The organism is Enterobacter sp. WCHEn045836 (assembly GCF_003965585.1).
Classification (GTDB): domain Bacteria; phylum Pseudomonadota; class Gammaproteobacteria; order Enterobacterales; family Enterobacteriaceae; genus Enterobacter; species Enterobacter dissolvens.
Map to the genome: position 1 here is coordinate 128,084 of NZ_RXPT01000001.1, position 14,715 is coordinate 142,798.

The window sequence follows — 14,715 nt, forward strand, 5'->3', positions numbered from 1 at the left end:
AAAAAGCGGTAAATCGTGTCCGCCATCACATCTTTTGCCGAACATAACGCATGCTTCGCATTATTTGTACAAAAAAAGAGCAATTCTTCCTGGTTCGACAAACTGGGTCTACAGTTAAGCTGGGGACGCGTTAGCCAGGGGGCGATTATGGCGCTTTACACGATCGGTGAAGTGGCACTCCTTTGTGACATCAATCCCGTCACGCTACGGGCATGGCAGCGACGGTATGGTTTACTCAAACCGCAGCGAACGGACGGTGGTCACCGTCTTTTTAACGATGCCGATATCGACCGGATCCGCGAGATCAAAAGCTGGATCGACAACGGTGTACAGGTGGGCAAGGTTAAGTCGCTGCTCAGCCATGACGATCCCGACACACAACACCTCTGGCGCGAACAACAGGAAACCCTGCTGCGGCTCCTGCAGGCGGGTAACCTCCAGCGCCTGCGCGCGTGGATAAAAGAGCAAGGCCGCGATTATCCGGCGCAAACGCTAATCAGCCATCTTTTCATCCCGCTTCGTCGACGGCTGCAATGTCAGCACTCCACCCTGCAGGCGCTGCTGAGTATGCTCGACGGCGTCCTTATCAACTACATCGCCGTTTGTCTTGCCTCGGCGAGAAACAAAGGCGGAAAAGACGCGCTGGTTGTCGGCTGGAACGTGCACGACACCACGCGGCTGTGGCTGGAAGCCTGGATCGCCACCCAACAGGGCTGGCGTGTGGATGTTCTGGCGCATTCGCTTGCCCAGCTGCGGCCCGAATTTTTCGACGGCCAGACCCTGCTGGTCTGGTGCGGCGAAGTGCCCTCCGCCTCGCAGCAACAGTTGCTGACGGAATGGCGGGAACACGGTTATCCGGTTTACGCCCTCGGTCCCGACGAGCCGTAACGGCATTTAATGGTTCATTAACAGCTGCGCTTCACCGTATAATTGTTCCGTTAATAACAGGAGCAGATGATGAAGGCAACCAAACTGGCCGTAATTACCCTTTTTGTACTGATGGCCGTCAGCGGCATCGGCGGCGTGATGCTGGCCGGGTACTCATTTATTGTTCGTGGCGGTGTCGGCTGAGGAATTGAGCCAGCCGCTCAAACAGGCGATCGACGACGATGGCCGCCAGCGCGACCAGTACCGCCCCCTGGATTATATAGGCCGTATTAAACCCGCTTAAGCCGATGATGATCGGCGTTCCCAGCGTATTGGCCCCCACCGTAGACGCGATGGTCGCCGTGCCGATGTTAATAATCACCGACGTACGGATCCCCGCGATAATCACCGGTGCCGCAAGCGGCAGTTCAACCTTGCACAGTCGCTGACCGCTGCTCATGCCCATCCCTTCGGCCACGCTCAGTACCGATGCCGGTACCGACGCAATGCCCGCCAGCGTCCCCTGAAGAACAGGCAGCACGCCGTAAAGAATCAGCGCAATGATGGCCGGTTGCTGACCAAACCCGATCACCGGCACCGCAATCGCCAGGACCGCCACCGGCGGAAATGTCTGCCCGATAGCCGCAATTGTCTCCACCAGCGGGCGAAACTCTCTCCCCCAGGGCCGTGTTACCGCAATCCCGGCGCCCACGCCCAGCACCACGGCAATCGCGCTGGAGAGCGCCACCAGCCACAGGTGCGCCAGGGCAAGATTGACAAAACTCTCCTGCTGATAGACCGGTCGCGGCAGGCCGGGAAAGAGTGAGCTGAACAGCGCCGCGCTGTGCGGCATCAGAAACAGCAAGGCAACAAAAAGCCCTGTCAGCCAGAGGAGCGGATCACGCATGACCTTCACGCGCCACCTCCCCGGCCAGCAGATCGCGAAAATGCAGGGTGCCGCACGGTGCGCCTGCGGCATCCGTAACCGGCAAGACTTCGCACTGGCGCGCCACAAAGGCGGAGAGCGCGTCCCGCAGGCTCATCTGTTCCTGTAACGGTTCACCGCTTATCGCCACATCCTGTCGACGCATATAATCGCTGACGGTTCGCAGGGAGAGCAGCCTGACGCCCAGTTCGCTGCGGCCAAAAAACTCGCGCACAAAATCGTTCTTCGGATGGGTCAACAGGTCAAGCGGCGTGCCCTGCTGGATCACTTCGCCGTGATCCATCAATACCAGATGGTCGGCCAGCCTCAGCGCCTCATCAATATCGTGCGTCACGAGGACGATCGTCCGCCCAAGGATCCGGTGAATGCGGGTCATCTCGGTCTGCAGCGCCCCGCGTGTGACCGGATCCAGCGCGCCAAAAGGCTCATCCATCAGCAGCACCTGCGGATTGGCCGCCAGCGCGCGCGCCACCCCCACACGCTGCTGTTGCCCGCCCGAAAGCTGATGCGGGTAGCGGTCACGCAGCCCGGGCTCTAACCCCAGCAGCGACATAAGCTCGTCCACTCGTGCGTCAGTCTTTGCCCGCGACCATTTTTCCAGCTGCAGCACGGTGGCAATGTTCTGCGCGACCGACCAGTGGGGAAACAGGCCGATGGACTGGATGGCGTAGCCCATGCGACGACGCAACTCCAGCACCGGCAGGCTGCGGATCTCTTCCCCGGCAAAACGTATTACACCGCTGTCGTGCTCCACCAGGCGGTTGATCATCTTCAGGGTGGTGGATTTCCCCGAACCCGAGGTGCCAATCAGTACTGAAAACGCCCCCTCGGCAAAATTCAGGTTCAGGTGGCTTGCCGCCGGACGGCCGGCAAACGTTTTACTGACATCGTGAAATTCAATCATTGGCTCTTCTCCCGAGCAACGCGAGCCATAAGGCAAACAGCGCATCGATGACGACCGCCAGTGCAATCGTGGGCACCACGCCCAGTAACACCAGATCCAGCGCGCTACTCAGCAGCCCCTGGAACACCAGCGCACCAAAGCCACCAGCGCCAATCAGCGCGGCGATCACCGCCATCCCGACGGTCTGGACCGCCACCACCCGCAGGCTACGCAGCAGCAGGGGCAAGGCCAGCGGGAGCTGGATCTGCCAGAAGCACTGGCGCCGGCTCATCCCCATTGCATGGGCGCTCTCCAGCACATCCGGCGCGACCTGGCTTAAGCCCGCCACCACGCCGCGGACCAGCGGCAGCAGCGCGTACAGCACCAGGGCAATCAGCGCGGGGGTTAATCCGGTTCCGGCGATACCGACAGCGGCTAAGGCCGGAAATGACTTCACCAGTCCCGCAAGCGGCGCAATCAGCAGGCCAAACAGAGCCACGGAAGGAATGGTCTGGATCACGTTGAGCACGGCAAAAACCCCGCCCTGGCGGGAAGGGTGACGGTAACACCACATGCCCAGCGGTACCCCCAGCAGTAACGCCGGGAACAGCGTGCCGAAGAGGATCGTCAGGTGTTGCGCCAGTGCATCATCAAACACCTCCTGACGGTTGGCGTACTCTTTTAACAGCGAGAGATTATTCAGCTCACCGCTGAACAGCAGCAGCAACGGAACACACCAGATCTGGGCATTGAGCACCCAGCGCCAGGCAGACGACGGGATCAGGCGGCGGATCGCATCGCTGCAGGCCAGCAGACACAGCGCCAGCCACAGCCACAGTCCACTGCCCACGGTGGTTCGCGCCAGTGGACTTTCCGCCGAGGTCATGTGCGTGGCGGCAAGCCCGGCACTCCAGAACAAGGTGATGAAGAGGCCTTCACTGAGGAGTAGCGTCAGCCATTGTGCAACCCGCCCACGGCTGAGCGAGAGCACAACCAGTGCACCCAGCGCTACAACCAGCAGCAGCGGCGTAAACGGCCAGACCTGCCAGAGTGCGCGCCCTTCCCCCGACATCAGGCGGTTAGGCGCCACATTGACAAACGGTAGCGCGACCGCCGCCATGGCCACACAGGCCAACAGCAGCAGTACGCGGTTATGACATTTTATTGGCACAGCCCTGTCCTGTTACTTCACAAGCCCTTGTTGTTTCAGGAAGTCGGCGGCCACTTTTTTGGCATCCAGTCCCTCTACGGCAATGCTGGCGTTGAGCTGTTGCAGCGTTTTCTCATCCAGTTTTTCAAAGACCGGTTTGAGCCATTCAGCGATATCCGGGTAGGCTTTCAGCACCGCCTCACGCACCACGGGCGTTGGGGCATAAATAGGCTGAACGCCTTTCGGATCGGTTAAGGTTTGCAGACCTAGCGCCGCGACCGGGCCGTCCGTACCGTAGGCCATCGCCGCATTGACGCCAGAGGTCTGCTGCGCCGCCGCCTTGATGGTCACCGCGGTGTCACCGCCCGCGAGCGAGAGCAGCTGTGCCTGGTCGAGCTTGAAGTCGTAGGCTTTTTCGAAAGCAGGCAGCGCGTCCGGACGCTCGATAAACTCCGCGGAGGCCGCAAGCTTAAAGTCGCCCTTCTCTTTCAGATAGCGGCTGAGATCCGCCAGCGAGGTCAGTTTGCCTTTCTCCGCCACGTCTTTACGCACCGCGATGGTCCAGGTGTTGTTGGCCGGAGCCGGGGTCAGCCAGACCAGCTTGTTCTGTTCTGCATCGAGTTTTTTGACTTTTTCATACCCGGCTTTGGCGTTTTTCCATGCCGGATCGTTTTCATCTTTGAAGAAGAATGCCCCGTTGCCGGTGTATTCCGGGTAGATATCCAGCTCGCCGGAGGTGATGGCGCCGCGTACCACGGGCGTGGTGCCCAGCTGGACTTTATTGACGGTTTTCACGCCGTGGCTTTCAAGTACCTGCAAAATGATATTCCCGAGCAGCGCACCCTCGGTATCGATCTTCGAGCCCACTTTTACCGGTTCTGCCGCCTGTAGCGGCAGGCTTAGCGCCGCGAGCAACGCCGCAGAAACCATCATCCCCGTTTTAATCGTCATTCCACTATCCTCATTTTTTTGTCGCCTTTTTCAGAGGCTTGAGAGAAAAGCGTAGCTTAAAACGGCGGATTTACCCGGCAAAATGCCTTTTTAGCATAAGGTAAGACGCATCCCCCGATGAACGGGGGATGCAAAGGAAGGAAAGGTTACAGCAGCTCGAACTCGCCTTTATTGACGCGAGCCGAATCCACACCAATAAACACATTGAACTTGCCCGGTTCCGCATCGTATTTCATCTGCTGGTTCCAGAACTTCAGGGCATCCACGTCGATCGGGAAGCTGATGGTTTTGGTTTCACCAGGTTTCAGGTTGACCTTCTCAAAGCCGCGCAGCTGTTTCACCGGACGGCTCATGGAGGCGGTCACATCCTGAACGTACATCTGGAGCACCGTCGCACCTTCACGTTTGCCGGTATTCGTCACCTCAACGCTGGCAGTCACTTTACCGTCACGCTTCAGGCTCGGGGCTGACATTTTCACGTCAGAGACCTTAAAGGTGGTATAGCTCAGACCGTAACCAAACGGATACAGCGGACCGTTCGCTTCATCGAAGTAACGGGAGGTGTACTTGTTTGGCTTATCAGCGTTATACGGACGACCGGTATTCAGGTGGCTGTAGTACACCGGGATCTGCCCGACAGAGCGCGGGAAGGACATCGGCAGTTTGCCCGACGGGTTGTAATCACCAAACAACACATCGGCGATGGCGTTCCCCCCTTCCGTACCGGCGAACCAGGTTTCCAGAATGGCGTCAGCCTGCTGATCTTCTTTCACCAGCGCCAGCGGACGGCCGTTCATCAGTACCAGCACCAGCGGCTTGCCAGTGGCTTTCAGGGCGGCGATCAGATCACGCTGGCTTTGCGGGATCGTGATATCGGTACGGCTGGAGGCTTCGTGTGCCATCCCCTGCGCTTCACCCACCACCGCAACCACCACATCAGACTGTTTCGCGGCGTTTACCGCTTCGTCAATCATCTCTTTTGGCGTGCGCGGATCGACCTTCACCGCCTCTTCATACTGATTGAGGAAAGTCACGATATCTTTATCATCAGTGACGTTCGCCCCTTTGGCATAGATCACCTTCGCGTTTTCACCGACCGCACTCTTAATACCGGTCAGCACCGTCACGGACTGATCGGCCACACCCGCCGCAGACCAGCTACCCATCACGTCGCGCTTGCTGTCTGCCAGCGGGCCAACCACCGCAATGGTGCCGGATTTTTTCAGCGGCAGCGTGTCGAGTCGGTTTTTCAGCAGCACCAGGCTTTCACGCGCCACTTCACGGGCCTCTTTACGGTGCAGACGGCTTTCGGCGTTGGTGTCTGCCGGGTCAGACTCTTTCGGGCCCAGGTGGCTGTAAGGATCGTTAAACAGCCCCATGTCATATTTCACGTTCAGCACGTGACGCGTGGCATCGTCCAGCTCCGCCATCGTCACCTTGCCGCTCTTCACCAGCCCCGGCAGGTACTTGCTGTAATACTCGTCACTCATGCTCATGTTGATGCCGGATTTGAGCGCCACGCGCACCGCATCTTCCGGGTCCGACGCCGTGCCGTGTTTGATGAGTTCTTTAATGGCGCCGTGGTCAGAGACGGTGATGCCCTTGAAGCCCCACTGGTCACGCAGCACGTCTTTCAGCAGCCAGGAATCCGACGTGGCTGGCGTGCCGTTGAGCGAGTTCAGGGCGACCATCACCGCGCCGCTACCGGCATCCAGGCCTGCTTTGTACGGCGGCATATAGTCGTTAAACAGGCGCTGCGGGCTCATGTCGACGGTGTTGTACTCTTTACCGCCTTCCACTGCACCATAGGCCGCGAAGTGCTTGACGCTGGTCATGACCGAATAGCGATCCGCCGGGCTTTTACCCTGCATCGCTTCCACCATGGTTTTCCCCATCGTGGCGGTCAAATAAGTATCTTCACCAAAGCCCTCTGACGCGCGGCCCCAGCGCGGATCGCGGGAGACATCAACCATCGGAGCCCAGGTCATGTTCAGGCCGTCGTCGGCGGCTTCATATGCCGAGACGCGCCCGACGGTTTTCACCGCGTCGAGGTTAAAGGAGGAGGCCAGACCGAGGCTGATAGGGAATACGGTACGCTGTCCGTGTACCACGTCATAGGCGAAAAACAGCGGAATTTTCAGGCGGCTAAGTTCCATCACCTGATCCTGCATTTTGCGGATATCCTGACGGGTTACGGTGTTAAAAATCGCCCCCACCTGGCTCTCTTTAATCATCTCGCGGATCGCCTCTTTCGGGTTATCCGGGCCGACGCTGATAAGACGCAGCTGGCCGATCTTCTCATCGACCGTCATTTTCTTGAGCAATTCCGTGACAAACGCGTCCCGTGCTTCAGGCGTAAGCGGGTGATTGCCAAACAGTTCATCTGCCAGCGCAGGTTGCAGTGCCAGGCTGACGGCGACACCTACAGAACATAGCCATTTCATGTCGTTTTACTCTCTCATCAATTTCCGCCGGAAGATCTCGGCCAGGGCGTGCGAAAAGCGCAGTGTGCCACAAACCCTCAGAACGTTGCAGGGTTATTCTCTGATTTTTCTCGCAAATACGCGCCCTCTAAACGGCTAATCGCGCTATGCTTTACAGCGAGAAATTTGCCCCACCACAAGGAGTGGAAGATGTCTTCTGTTCGAACTGCCGATAACACGACTTTTATTCACGAACTGTCGCGCCTGGTTGGTCACTCTCACCTGCTTACCGACCCGGCCAAAACTGCCCGCTACCGTAAGGGCTTTCGTTCCGGACAGGGCGATGCGCTGGCGGTGGTTTTTCCCGGCACGCTGCTGGAGCTGTGGCGCGTCCTGAGCGCCTGCGTCGCCGCCGACAAGATTATTTTAATGCAGGCGGCTAACACCGGCCTGACCGAAGGCTCGACGCCGAACGGCAACGATTACGACCGTGATATCGTCATCATCAGCACCCTGCGTCTCGACAAACTCCACCTGCTGGATAAAGGCGAGCAGGTGCTGGCCTTCCCCGGCACCACGCTCTACTCGCTGGAAAAAGCGCTTAAGCCTCTGGGGCGCGAACCGCATTCGGTGATTGGTTCATCCTGTATTGGCGCCTCCGTTATTGGTGGGATCTGCAATAACTCCGGCGGCTCGCTGGTGCAGCGCGGACCCGCTTATACCGAAATGTCGCTGTATGCCCGTATTGATGAAAACGGCAAGCTGACGCTGGTTAACCATCTGGGAATCGATCTGGGCGTTACCCCGGAGCAGATCCTGAGCAAGCTCGACGACGATCGCGTGAAAGATGAAGACGTGCAGCACGATGGCCGTCATGCCCACGACCACGATTACGTCACCCGCGTGCGCGATATCGACGCGGATACCCCGGCGCGTTATAACGCCGACCCGGACCGCCTGTTTGAATCCTCCGGCTGCGCGGGCAAACTGGCCGTTTTCGCGGTCCGGCTCGACACCTTCCCGGCCGAGAAAAAGCAGCAGGTGTTTTACATCGGCACCAATCAGCCTGACGTGCTGACCGAAATCCGTCGTCATATTCTGGGCGAATTCACGCACCTGCCGGTGGCGGGCGAGTATATGCACCGGGATATCTACGACATCGCCGAACGCTACGGCAAAGATACGTTCCTGATGATCGACAAGCTTGGCACCGATAAAATGCCGTTCTTCTTCACCATGAAAGGCCGCACCGACGCGATGCTGGAGAAGGTGTCGCTGTTTAAACCGCACTTCACCGACCGCTTTATGCAGAAGCTGGGGAATGTCTTCCCCGCCCACCTGCCGGAGCGCATGAAAACCTGGCGCGATAAGTATGAACATCACCTGCTGCTGAAAATGGCCGGGGACGGGATCGCCGAAGCGCAGACCTGGCTGAGCGAATTCTTTAAAACCGCCGAGGGGGATTTCTTCGCCTGTACGCCTGAGGAGGGAAGCAAAGCCTTCCTGCACCGTTTTGCCGCTGCGGGTGCCGCCATCCGTTATCAGGCCGTACACTCAGAAGAGGTAGAGGATATTCTGGCGCTGGATATTGCGCTGCGACGCAACGATACCGAGTGGTTTGAACATCTACCGCCGGAAATCGACAGCAAGCTGGTGCATAAGCTCTATTACGGCCACTTTATGTGCTACGTCTTCCACCAGGATTACATCGTTAAAAAAGGGGTCGACGCGCACGCGTTGAAAGAGGAGATGCTCGCCCTTCTTCGCGAACGTGGCGCACAATATCCTGCGGAACACAACGTCGGGCATCTTTACAAAGCCCCCGATACACTTAAGCAGTTTTATCGCGAGAATGACCCTACAAACAGTATGAATCCCGGCATTGGTAAAACAACGCGGAATAAATACTGGAAGGAGAGCGTTAACGCGGAGCAGTCCATAACGCAAGCGTCTGATTAATTCATACAGCCATATTTAAGAGATTGTTAAGCACAGCTCAATCGTACTAGAGTACCTGCACTCGCCGGAGAAACGTTTCTCCGGCAATCTTTGACGAGGAGCAGGCACATCATGTCGGCTGTTGATATCTTATCCGTAACCGAAGTGGAAGTGCGCGATGCCCTTCCCGACGATGTGCATGCCATTTCGGCTATTTACGCATGGCATGTACTTCACGGACGCGCGTCGTTTGAGGAAATTCCCCCCACCGTTGATGAAATGCGTAAGCGTTTGAAAAACGTCACCGATAACGGTTTGCCCTGGCTGGTGGCGCTGTATCGCGGCATTGTGGTGGGCTATTGCTATGCCACCCCCTACCGTCCACGACACGCATATCGCTACACGCTGGAAGAATCTATTTACGTGGATGCCAGCACCACAGGACGCGGTTTTGGCAGCGCATTAATGGGCGCGCTGATTGAACGCTGCGAGCAAGGCCCCTGGCGGCAGATGATTGCCGTTGTGGGTGATGGCAATAATAATGCCGGCTCATTGCGACTGCATAAAAAGCACGGTTTTGAAGTCGTGGGTCAGTTGCGTAGCGTGGGTTACAAAAAAGGCGACTGGCGGGATACGGTGATTATGCAGCGCCCGCTCAACGACGGAGACTGGACGCTGCCGGAATAGGCCCAGTGCGGTCTGGTGCCGTCACCCCGGCCCTCTCCCACAGGGAGAGGGAGAAAACAGAAAAAAACGGTAACATAGTTACCGTTTTGCTTTTACCTAATCGTTCTGCGCCGTCGCCATCTGCTCGGCTTTCTGCTTTTTATACGTCAGCGCCGCAGCCGGAACCGGCTGCACTTTCCCTGTTTCAATCCAGGTGCGCAGTCGGCTGGCATCGGCGAAGTGAGTATATTTGCCGAAGGCATCCATCACCACCAGCGCCACCGGTTTACCGTTGAACACGGTACGCATCACCAGACAGTGACCCGCCGCGTTAGTAAAGCCGGTTTTGGTTAACTGAATATTCCAGTTCTCGCGGTACACCAGGTGGTTGGTGTTGCGAAACGGCAGCGTATAGGCCGGATTCGCAAAGGTGGCCATCTCTTCACGCGTGGTACTGAGTTGCCCAATCAGCGGGTACTGTTTACTGGCAATCAGCAGTTTCGTCAGATCGCGCGCCGTGGAGACGTTGTGAATCGACAGACCTGTCGGCTCAACATAATGGGTATTATTCATACCCAGCGCTTTGGCTTTGGCATTCATCGCGCGAACAAAAGCGTCATAGCCACCCGGATAGTGGTGGGCGAGGCTCGCTGCCGCGCGGTTTTCAGACGACATCAGCGCCAGCAGCAGCATGTTTTTACGGCTGATTTCACTGTTCAGACGCACGCGGGAGTAAACCCCTTTCATCTCCGGCGTGTGGCTGATGTCCACTTTCAGTTTTTCATCCAGCGGCAGATGTGCATCCAGCACCACCATCGCGGTCATTAATTTGGTTATCGAGGCAATCGGGCGCACCAGATCCGGATGGCTGGCGTAGATCACCTTATTGGTGTTGAGATCAACAATCATCGCGCTGCCGGAAGCGATTTGCGGTTGGGCAGCAGCGGTGGTCACCGCGGGCGTTTTGGCGAGAGCTGGCACGCCAGCAGACGCCCCCAGCAACAGTGCCAGGCTAAGTAAAGAAACTCGGAATTTCAGCATGGTGAGACTTCTGATAATTATTCACGCACGTTATGACGTACACCGCCTGTGTCGACGGAGAAACACAGGCTGGCTCCGGCATCATAGCGGTCACCGTGCATTGTCGCCAGCGGATAATCGTGAACAGATGCTGCATTGCTGGCATTTACGCCAGCAATGCAGTGAACTCAGAAGAGACGGTATCCATAACCCCAAAGAATCACCGTCAGCGCCAGTAACGCCTCCAGCACCAGCACGCCGATGGCGAGCGTTGAACTGGAGAAGCTCAGGCCCTCTTCTTTATTGATATTCAGGAAGGTGGGTACGCCCAGATACAGCAGATAACCCGTGTAAAAGAGCGCAATAGTACCGATCAGCGCGCACAACCAGACCAGTGGATAGAGCGCAACAATACCGCTTAAGAACAGCGGGGTTGCGACATATCCGGCAAAGACCATACAGTGTGCCAGTGAAGGACGTTGCGGATAGTTACGCGCCATCCAGTGAATGACACGTCCCATGATGGCGACACCCGCCAGCATCAGACCATAAAAGAGAATGGCCAGATAAAGCCCGGTAAACCAGGAAAGCTGAACCACGGTACCATCACCAAAGTTCCAGCCGATTTGTGTTGTACCGATAAACGCGCATATCACCGGCACCGCTGCCATCAGCAGCACGTGGTGCGTGTAATGATGCGAGACCGTTTCGTTCTCACTTTTGATGACATGCATTTCACGATCGGGATGGGAAAAAAGTCCCCAGACATGGTTCATAGCGCCCCCTTGTTGTCGGCCCGTCATCGATACCTTAAGTATAATGCAGGCTTTAGATTATTTTATGTACAGTGGGAAATTTCCGTTGATTGCCCCGCGGTTGAGACAAGGGGTATATGATTAAGCGAGGCATGCTGAGGGAGATGATGTTTACGTAATGGATATCAACGGACTTATTGAACAATACGGATACGCAGCGCTGGTTGTCGGGAGCGTGGCGGAAGGTGAAACCATCACGCTGTTAGGCGGCGTCGCCGCGCATCAGGGATTACTCAAATTCCCGCTGGTCGTCGCCGCGGTTGCCCTGGGCGGGATGATTGGCGATCAGCTGCTCTACTTTCTGGGGATGCGCTTTGGGCCGACGCTGCTTAAGCGTTTCGCTAAACACAAAAAGAAGATTAACCGGGCGCAACGGCTCATTCAGCGTCATCCTTACCTGTTTGTTATTGGCACCCGTTTTATGTATGGCTTTCGGATCATCGGGCCGATATTGATTGGCGCCAGCCGCCTGCCGCCGAAAATCTTCCTGCCGCTGAACGTGATTGGTGCATTCGCCTGGGCGCTGATTTTTACCACGCTCGGTTACGTGGGTGGAGAAGTGATTGGTCCGTGGCTGCATAACCTTGACCAGCATCTGAAGCACTGGGCGTGGCTGATACTGGTGGTTGTGGCAGTGATTGGGGTCAGGCTGTGGATGCGGCACAGAGAGAAGAAGCAGGATGAGGAGTGAGTGCGGCCTGCTGCCCTCACCCTCTCCCACAGGGAGAGGGAACTTAAAACACCCTCTCCCACGGGGTGAGGGGGAAGCTAACCCGCCGGTTTAAACTGCGGATTCGCCAGCATAAACCCACCATCGACGATAAACGACTGGCCGGTGGTGTAGCTGGCGTCGCTGTCGCATAACCACGCCACCAGACTGGCGATCTCTTTGGTGTACCCCGGTCTGGCGAGCGGGATCGCTGGCATCGAGCCTTCCTTCACTTCACTCTCGTCCATATCATTCATCGGGGTGGCAATCGCCCCCGGCGCGACAGCATTCACCAGAATGTTGTGCTGCACCAGCTCCAGCGCCATGGATTTGGTTAATCCCCCCAGGGCGTGTTTTGCGGCGGTATAGGCGCTGGCCTCCGGCAGCGGCGTGTGTTCATGCACCGAGGTGATATTCACAATTCGCCCCCCTTCCCCTTGCTTCACCATTGTACGCGCGGCTATTTGCGAACAGAGAAACGCGCCGTCCACATCGACAGTAAAGATGTTCCGCCACTCATCAAACGGCATATCCAGGAAGGGCGCTTTGGTCATCGCGCCGGCGTTGTTAACCAGCACGTCCAGGCGACCAAAACGGGCGATTAACGTTTCAATCGCCTGCGCCCCCTGCGGCAGGGTGCTTAAATCAAGCTGGATAGCTTCAGCCCGCCGTCCCTGCGCCTCCACTTCGCGGCAGGTCTCCCGCGCCCCTTGTTCATCAGAATGCCAGGTGACGCCAATATCAAACCCACGTTCAGCCAGCATCAGGGCCGTGGTTTTACCAATCCCGGAGTCCGATGCGGTGACAATCGCTACTTTGGTCATACTCACCTCCTGAAAAACTGCAAAGAGGTAAGTATAGATAATGACCCTGATTAGCCATGATGATAACCACCGCCGAGCGCGGACGTCAGCTGCAGCGTGGCGTCAATGTACTCGCCCTGCAGCAGCAGACCGGCGAGATGTTCTTTCAGCGCGGGGATTTTGGCTTCACTGACGCGGGATCCGGCAATAATCCCGGCGCTAAAACGCGCCTGCGCCAGCGCCACCACACGCGCGGCATCTTTTTCCACCTGCTGCTGATGCTGATTTTTCGCCGTCAGCATTTCCACTTCGCTGGCCGTACGTGCCACCTGGTTCACGGCATCCACCACCGCCTTGTTGTAATTCGCCACCGAGAGATTGTTCTGCGCCTGGGCGATATCCAGCTGTGCATTCAGCCTGCCGCTGTCAAAAATGGGCAAGGTCAGCCCGGCGGTCACGCCCATTTGCTGGGCTGAAGAACGGAACAGATCGCTCAGGTGCAGGGCATCCTGCTGTAAAAACGCCATCAGATTCACATCAGGATAAAACGCCGCTCTGGCGGCATCGACCTCGCTCATGGACGCTTCGATATACCAGTGCGCCTCCTGCAGATCCGGCCGTCGGGCCAGCAGTTCATACCCCAGCGTCGACGGTAACGACGCCTCAACCGTCGGTAAGGCATGCCGTGTGAGCACCAGCGCGGAGGTATTAGTCAACGCGTTCAGACGCGCCTCAACGGCTTTCATTTTGCCGTGAACCTCGGCGATTTGCTCTTCGGTTTTGCTGGCGTTGATATCGGTTTCGACACCTTCCACAGAGGAGGTGATGCCGTGCTGATACAGCTCGCGATCGGCACCAATGATATTGTCCTGTTCGGATTTTATCTGCATGAGGATATCCCCTGCGGCGGCCTGTGTTTGCCAGTCCCAGTAGAGCCGCGCCACGCTGCTGGCAAGCAGTTGACGGGTCTGCTCAAGCTCCGCTTTTTGCGCATTCACTTTGCCTATCCGGGCCTCCACCCGGGCGCGATTTTTGCCCCACAAATCAAGATCCCAGCCCGCAGTCAGGCCGAATGTACCGTTGGTATACCAGGGGCCGGTGGTTCCCGCCGCCGGATCGGTAAGAGCAAAAGGCCCCATCAGCCCTTCGGCGGACATTTTCTGACGTTCGGCGTCAGCCGAAAAATCCATTTGCGGGCCGTCGGCTGCCAGGGTGGCTTTAGCCTGGGCTTCAGCAAGGGTAATACGCTGACGGGCAATCTGCATATCCGGTGCATCGTCCAGTGCTTTGGCAATCAGTCTGTTTAGCTGGGGATCGTTATACGCCTTCCACCATTCATTTTTCGGCCAGTCCTGATGACGCAGAACCGTATTAACCGACGCCGTGATCGGCCGGGTAGTGAGGGGGGATACCGTGGCATGTTGCGGCGCACAGCCGGCCAGACAAAATGCAAAAGAAGCACTCAGAGATAAAATAAGAAAAGGTTTCATTACGCCATTCACGCAAAAAAATAAAGGCGCAAATTACGCTTGATGCTGTTTGTT

The 14,715-nt window shown here is 57.2% G+C and carries 14 protein-coding genes; 5 read left to right on the forward strand and 9 right to left on the reverse strand.

Going from position 1 to position 14,715, the window contains the following annotated elements; genetic code table 11:
• The first annotated feature begins 147 nt into the window (after positions 1-147).
• Positions 148-888, forward strand: a complete 741-nt coding sequence (gene mlrA, locus EKN38_RS00575; protein ID WP_014832667.1) for an HTH-type transcriptional regulator MlrA — start codon at positions 148-150, stop codon at positions 886-888.
• 69 nt (positions 889-957) lie between these two features.
• Positions 958-1,071 (forward strand): protein YohO, encoded by a 114-nt coding sequence (locus EKN38_RS00580; RefSeq protein WP_010433613.1) that lies wholly within the window; start codon positions 958-960, stop codon positions 1,069-1,071.
• Here EKN38_RS00580 and EKN38_RS00585 read toward each other — a convergent pair.
• The 5 genes from EKN38_RS00585 to bglX all read right to left on the reverse strand — a co-directional run bounded on the left by EKN38_RS00585 (position 1,046) and on the right by bglX (position 7,241).
• Entirely contained in the window at positions 1,046-1,783 is a 738-nt protein-coding gene (locus EKN38_RS00585; RefSeq protein WP_014832668.1) for an ABC transporter permease, read from the reverse strand. The two genes, EKN38_RS00580 and EKN38_RS00585, sit on opposite strands and share 26 nt — an antisense overlap.
• Positions 1,767-2,717, reverse strand: coding sequence for an ABC transporter ATP-binding protein (locus EKN38_RS00590; protein WP_014832669.1), 951 nt, complete (start codon positions 2,715-2,717; stop codon positions 1,767-1,769). Before EKN38_RS00590 ends, EKN38_RS00585 begins: the two co-directional genes overlap by 17 nt.
• Entirely contained in the window at positions 2,710-3,867 is a 1,158-nt protein-coding gene (locus EKN38_RS00595) for an ABC transporter permease (RefSeq protein ID WP_014832670.1), read from the reverse strand. Before EKN38_RS00595 ends, EKN38_RS00590 begins: the two co-directional genes overlap by 8 nt.
• 12 nt (positions 3,868-3,879) lie before the next feature.
• The gene (locus EKN38_RS00600) at positions 3,880-4,797 is read right to left on the reverse strand and encodes an ABC transporter substrate-binding protein (protein WP_014832671.1); all 918 of its coding nucleotides are present in this window, start codon (positions 4,795-4,797) and stop codon (positions 3,880-3,882) included.
• Positions 4,798-4,943: 146 nt separating this feature from the next.
• Positions 4,944-7,241 (reverse strand): beta-glucosidase BglX, encoded by a 2,298-nt coding sequence (gene bglX / locus EKN38_RS00605; RefSeq protein ID WP_014832672.1) that lies wholly within the window; start codon positions 7,239-7,241, stop codon positions 4,944-4,946.
• A gap of 189 nt (positions 7,242-7,430) precedes the next feature.
• Here bglX and dld point away from each other — a divergent pair, with 189 nt between their 5' ends.
• Positions 7,431-9,179, forward strand: coding sequence for a D-lactate dehydrogenase (dld, locus tag EKN38_RS00610; RefSeq protein WP_014832673.1), 1,749 nt, complete (start codon positions 7,431-7,433; stop codon positions 9,177-9,179).
• A gap of 111 nt (positions 9,180-9,290) precedes the next feature.
• The gene (locus tag EKN38_RS00615; protein WP_014832674.1) at positions 9,291-9,845 is read left to right on the forward strand and encodes a GNAT family N-acetyltransferase; all 555 of its coding nucleotides are present in this window, start codon (positions 9,291-9,293) and stop codon (positions 9,843-9,845) included.
• A 96-nt stretch (positions 9,846-9,941) separates the two neighbouring features.
• Here the strand turns inward: EKN38_RS00615 and pbpG are convergent, their stop codons facing one another.
• The gene (gene pbpG / locus EKN38_RS00620; protein WP_014832675.1) at positions 9,942-10,865 is read right to left on the reverse strand and encodes a D-alanyl-D-alanine endopeptidase; all 924 of its coding nucleotides are present in this window, start codon (positions 10,863-10,865) and stop codon (positions 9,942-9,944) included.
• A gap of 167 nt (positions 10,866-11,032) precedes the next feature.
• Positions 11,033-11,620, reverse strand: a complete 588-nt coding sequence (locus EKN38_RS00625; protein WP_014832676.1) for a Yip1 family protein — start codon at positions 11,618-11,620, stop codon at positions 11,033-11,035.
• A 157-nt stretch (positions 11,621-11,777) separates the two neighbouring features.
• Here EKN38_RS00625 and EKN38_RS00630 point away from each other — a divergent pair, with 157 nt between their 5' ends.
• The gene (locus EKN38_RS00630) at positions 11,778-12,350 is read left to right on the forward strand and encodes a DedA family protein (protein ID WP_014832677.1); all 573 of its coding nucleotides are present in this window, start codon (positions 11,778-11,780) and stop codon (positions 12,348-12,350) included.
• 77 nt (positions 12,351-12,427) lie between these two features.
• Here EKN38_RS00630 and EKN38_RS00635 read toward each other — a convergent pair whose 3' ends face one another.
• Both EKN38_RS00635 and mdtQ read right to left on the reverse strand, forming a co-directional pair.
• A complete protein-coding gene (locus EKN38_RS00635) occupies positions 12,428-13,192 on the reverse strand; it encodes an SDR family oxidoreductase (protein WP_014832678.1) in 765 nt (254 codons plus the stop codon).
• A gap of 50 nt (positions 13,193-13,242) precedes the next feature.
• A complete protein-coding gene (mdtQ, locus tag EKN38_RS00640) occupies positions 13,243-14,661 on the reverse strand; it encodes a multidrug resistance outer membrane protein MdtQ (protein WP_043951671.1) in 1,419 nt (472 codons plus the stop codon).
• Positions 14,662-14,715: the final 54 nt, after the last annotated feature.

Coding starts and splice junctions, on each gene's coding strand:
- mlrA (WP_014832667.1), top strand. CDS start 148: ATGGCGCTTTACACGATCGGTGAAGTGGCACTCCTTTGTGACATCAAT.
- EKN38_RS00580 (WP_010433613.1), top strand. CDS start 958: ATGAAGGCAACCAAACTGGCCGTAATTACCCTTTTTGTACTGATGGCC.
- EKN38_RS00590 (WP_014832669.1), bottom strand. CDS start 2,717: ATGATTGAATTTCACGATGTCAGTAAAACGTTTGCCGGCCGTCCGGCG.
- EKN38_RS00600 (WP_014832671.1), bottom strand. CDS start 4,797: ATGACGATTAAAACGGGGATGATGGTTTCTGCGGCGTTGCTCGCGGCG.
- bglX (WP_014832672.1), bottom strand. CDS start 7,241: ATGAAATGGCTATGTTCTGTAGGTGTCGCCGTCAGCCTGGCACTGCAA.
- dld (WP_014832673.1), top strand. CDS start 7,431: ATGTCTTCTGTTCGAACTGCCGATAACACGACTTTTATTCACGAACTG.
- EKN38_RS00615 (WP_014832674.1), top strand. CDS start 9,291: ATGTCGGCTGTTGATATCTTATCCGTAACCGAAGTGGAAGTGCGCGAT.
- pbpG (WP_014832675.1), bottom strand. CDS start 10,865: ATGCTGAAATTCCGAGTTTCTTTACTTAGCCTGGCACTGTTGCTGGGG.
- EKN38_RS00625 (WP_014832676.1), bottom strand. CDS start 11,620: ATGAACCATGTCTGGGGACTTTTTTCCCATCCCGATCGTGAAATGCAT.
- EKN38_RS00630 (WP_014832677.1), top strand. CDS start 11,778: ATGGATATCAACGGACTTATTGAACAATACGGATACGCAGCGCTGGTT.
- EKN38_RS00635 (WP_014832678.1), bottom strand. CDS start 13,192: ATGACCAAAGTAGCGATTGTCACCGCATCGGACTCCGGGATTGGTAAA.
- mdtQ (WP_043951671.1), bottom strand. CDS start 14,661: ATGAAACCTTTTCTTATTTTATCTCTGAGTGCTTCTTTTGCATTTTGT.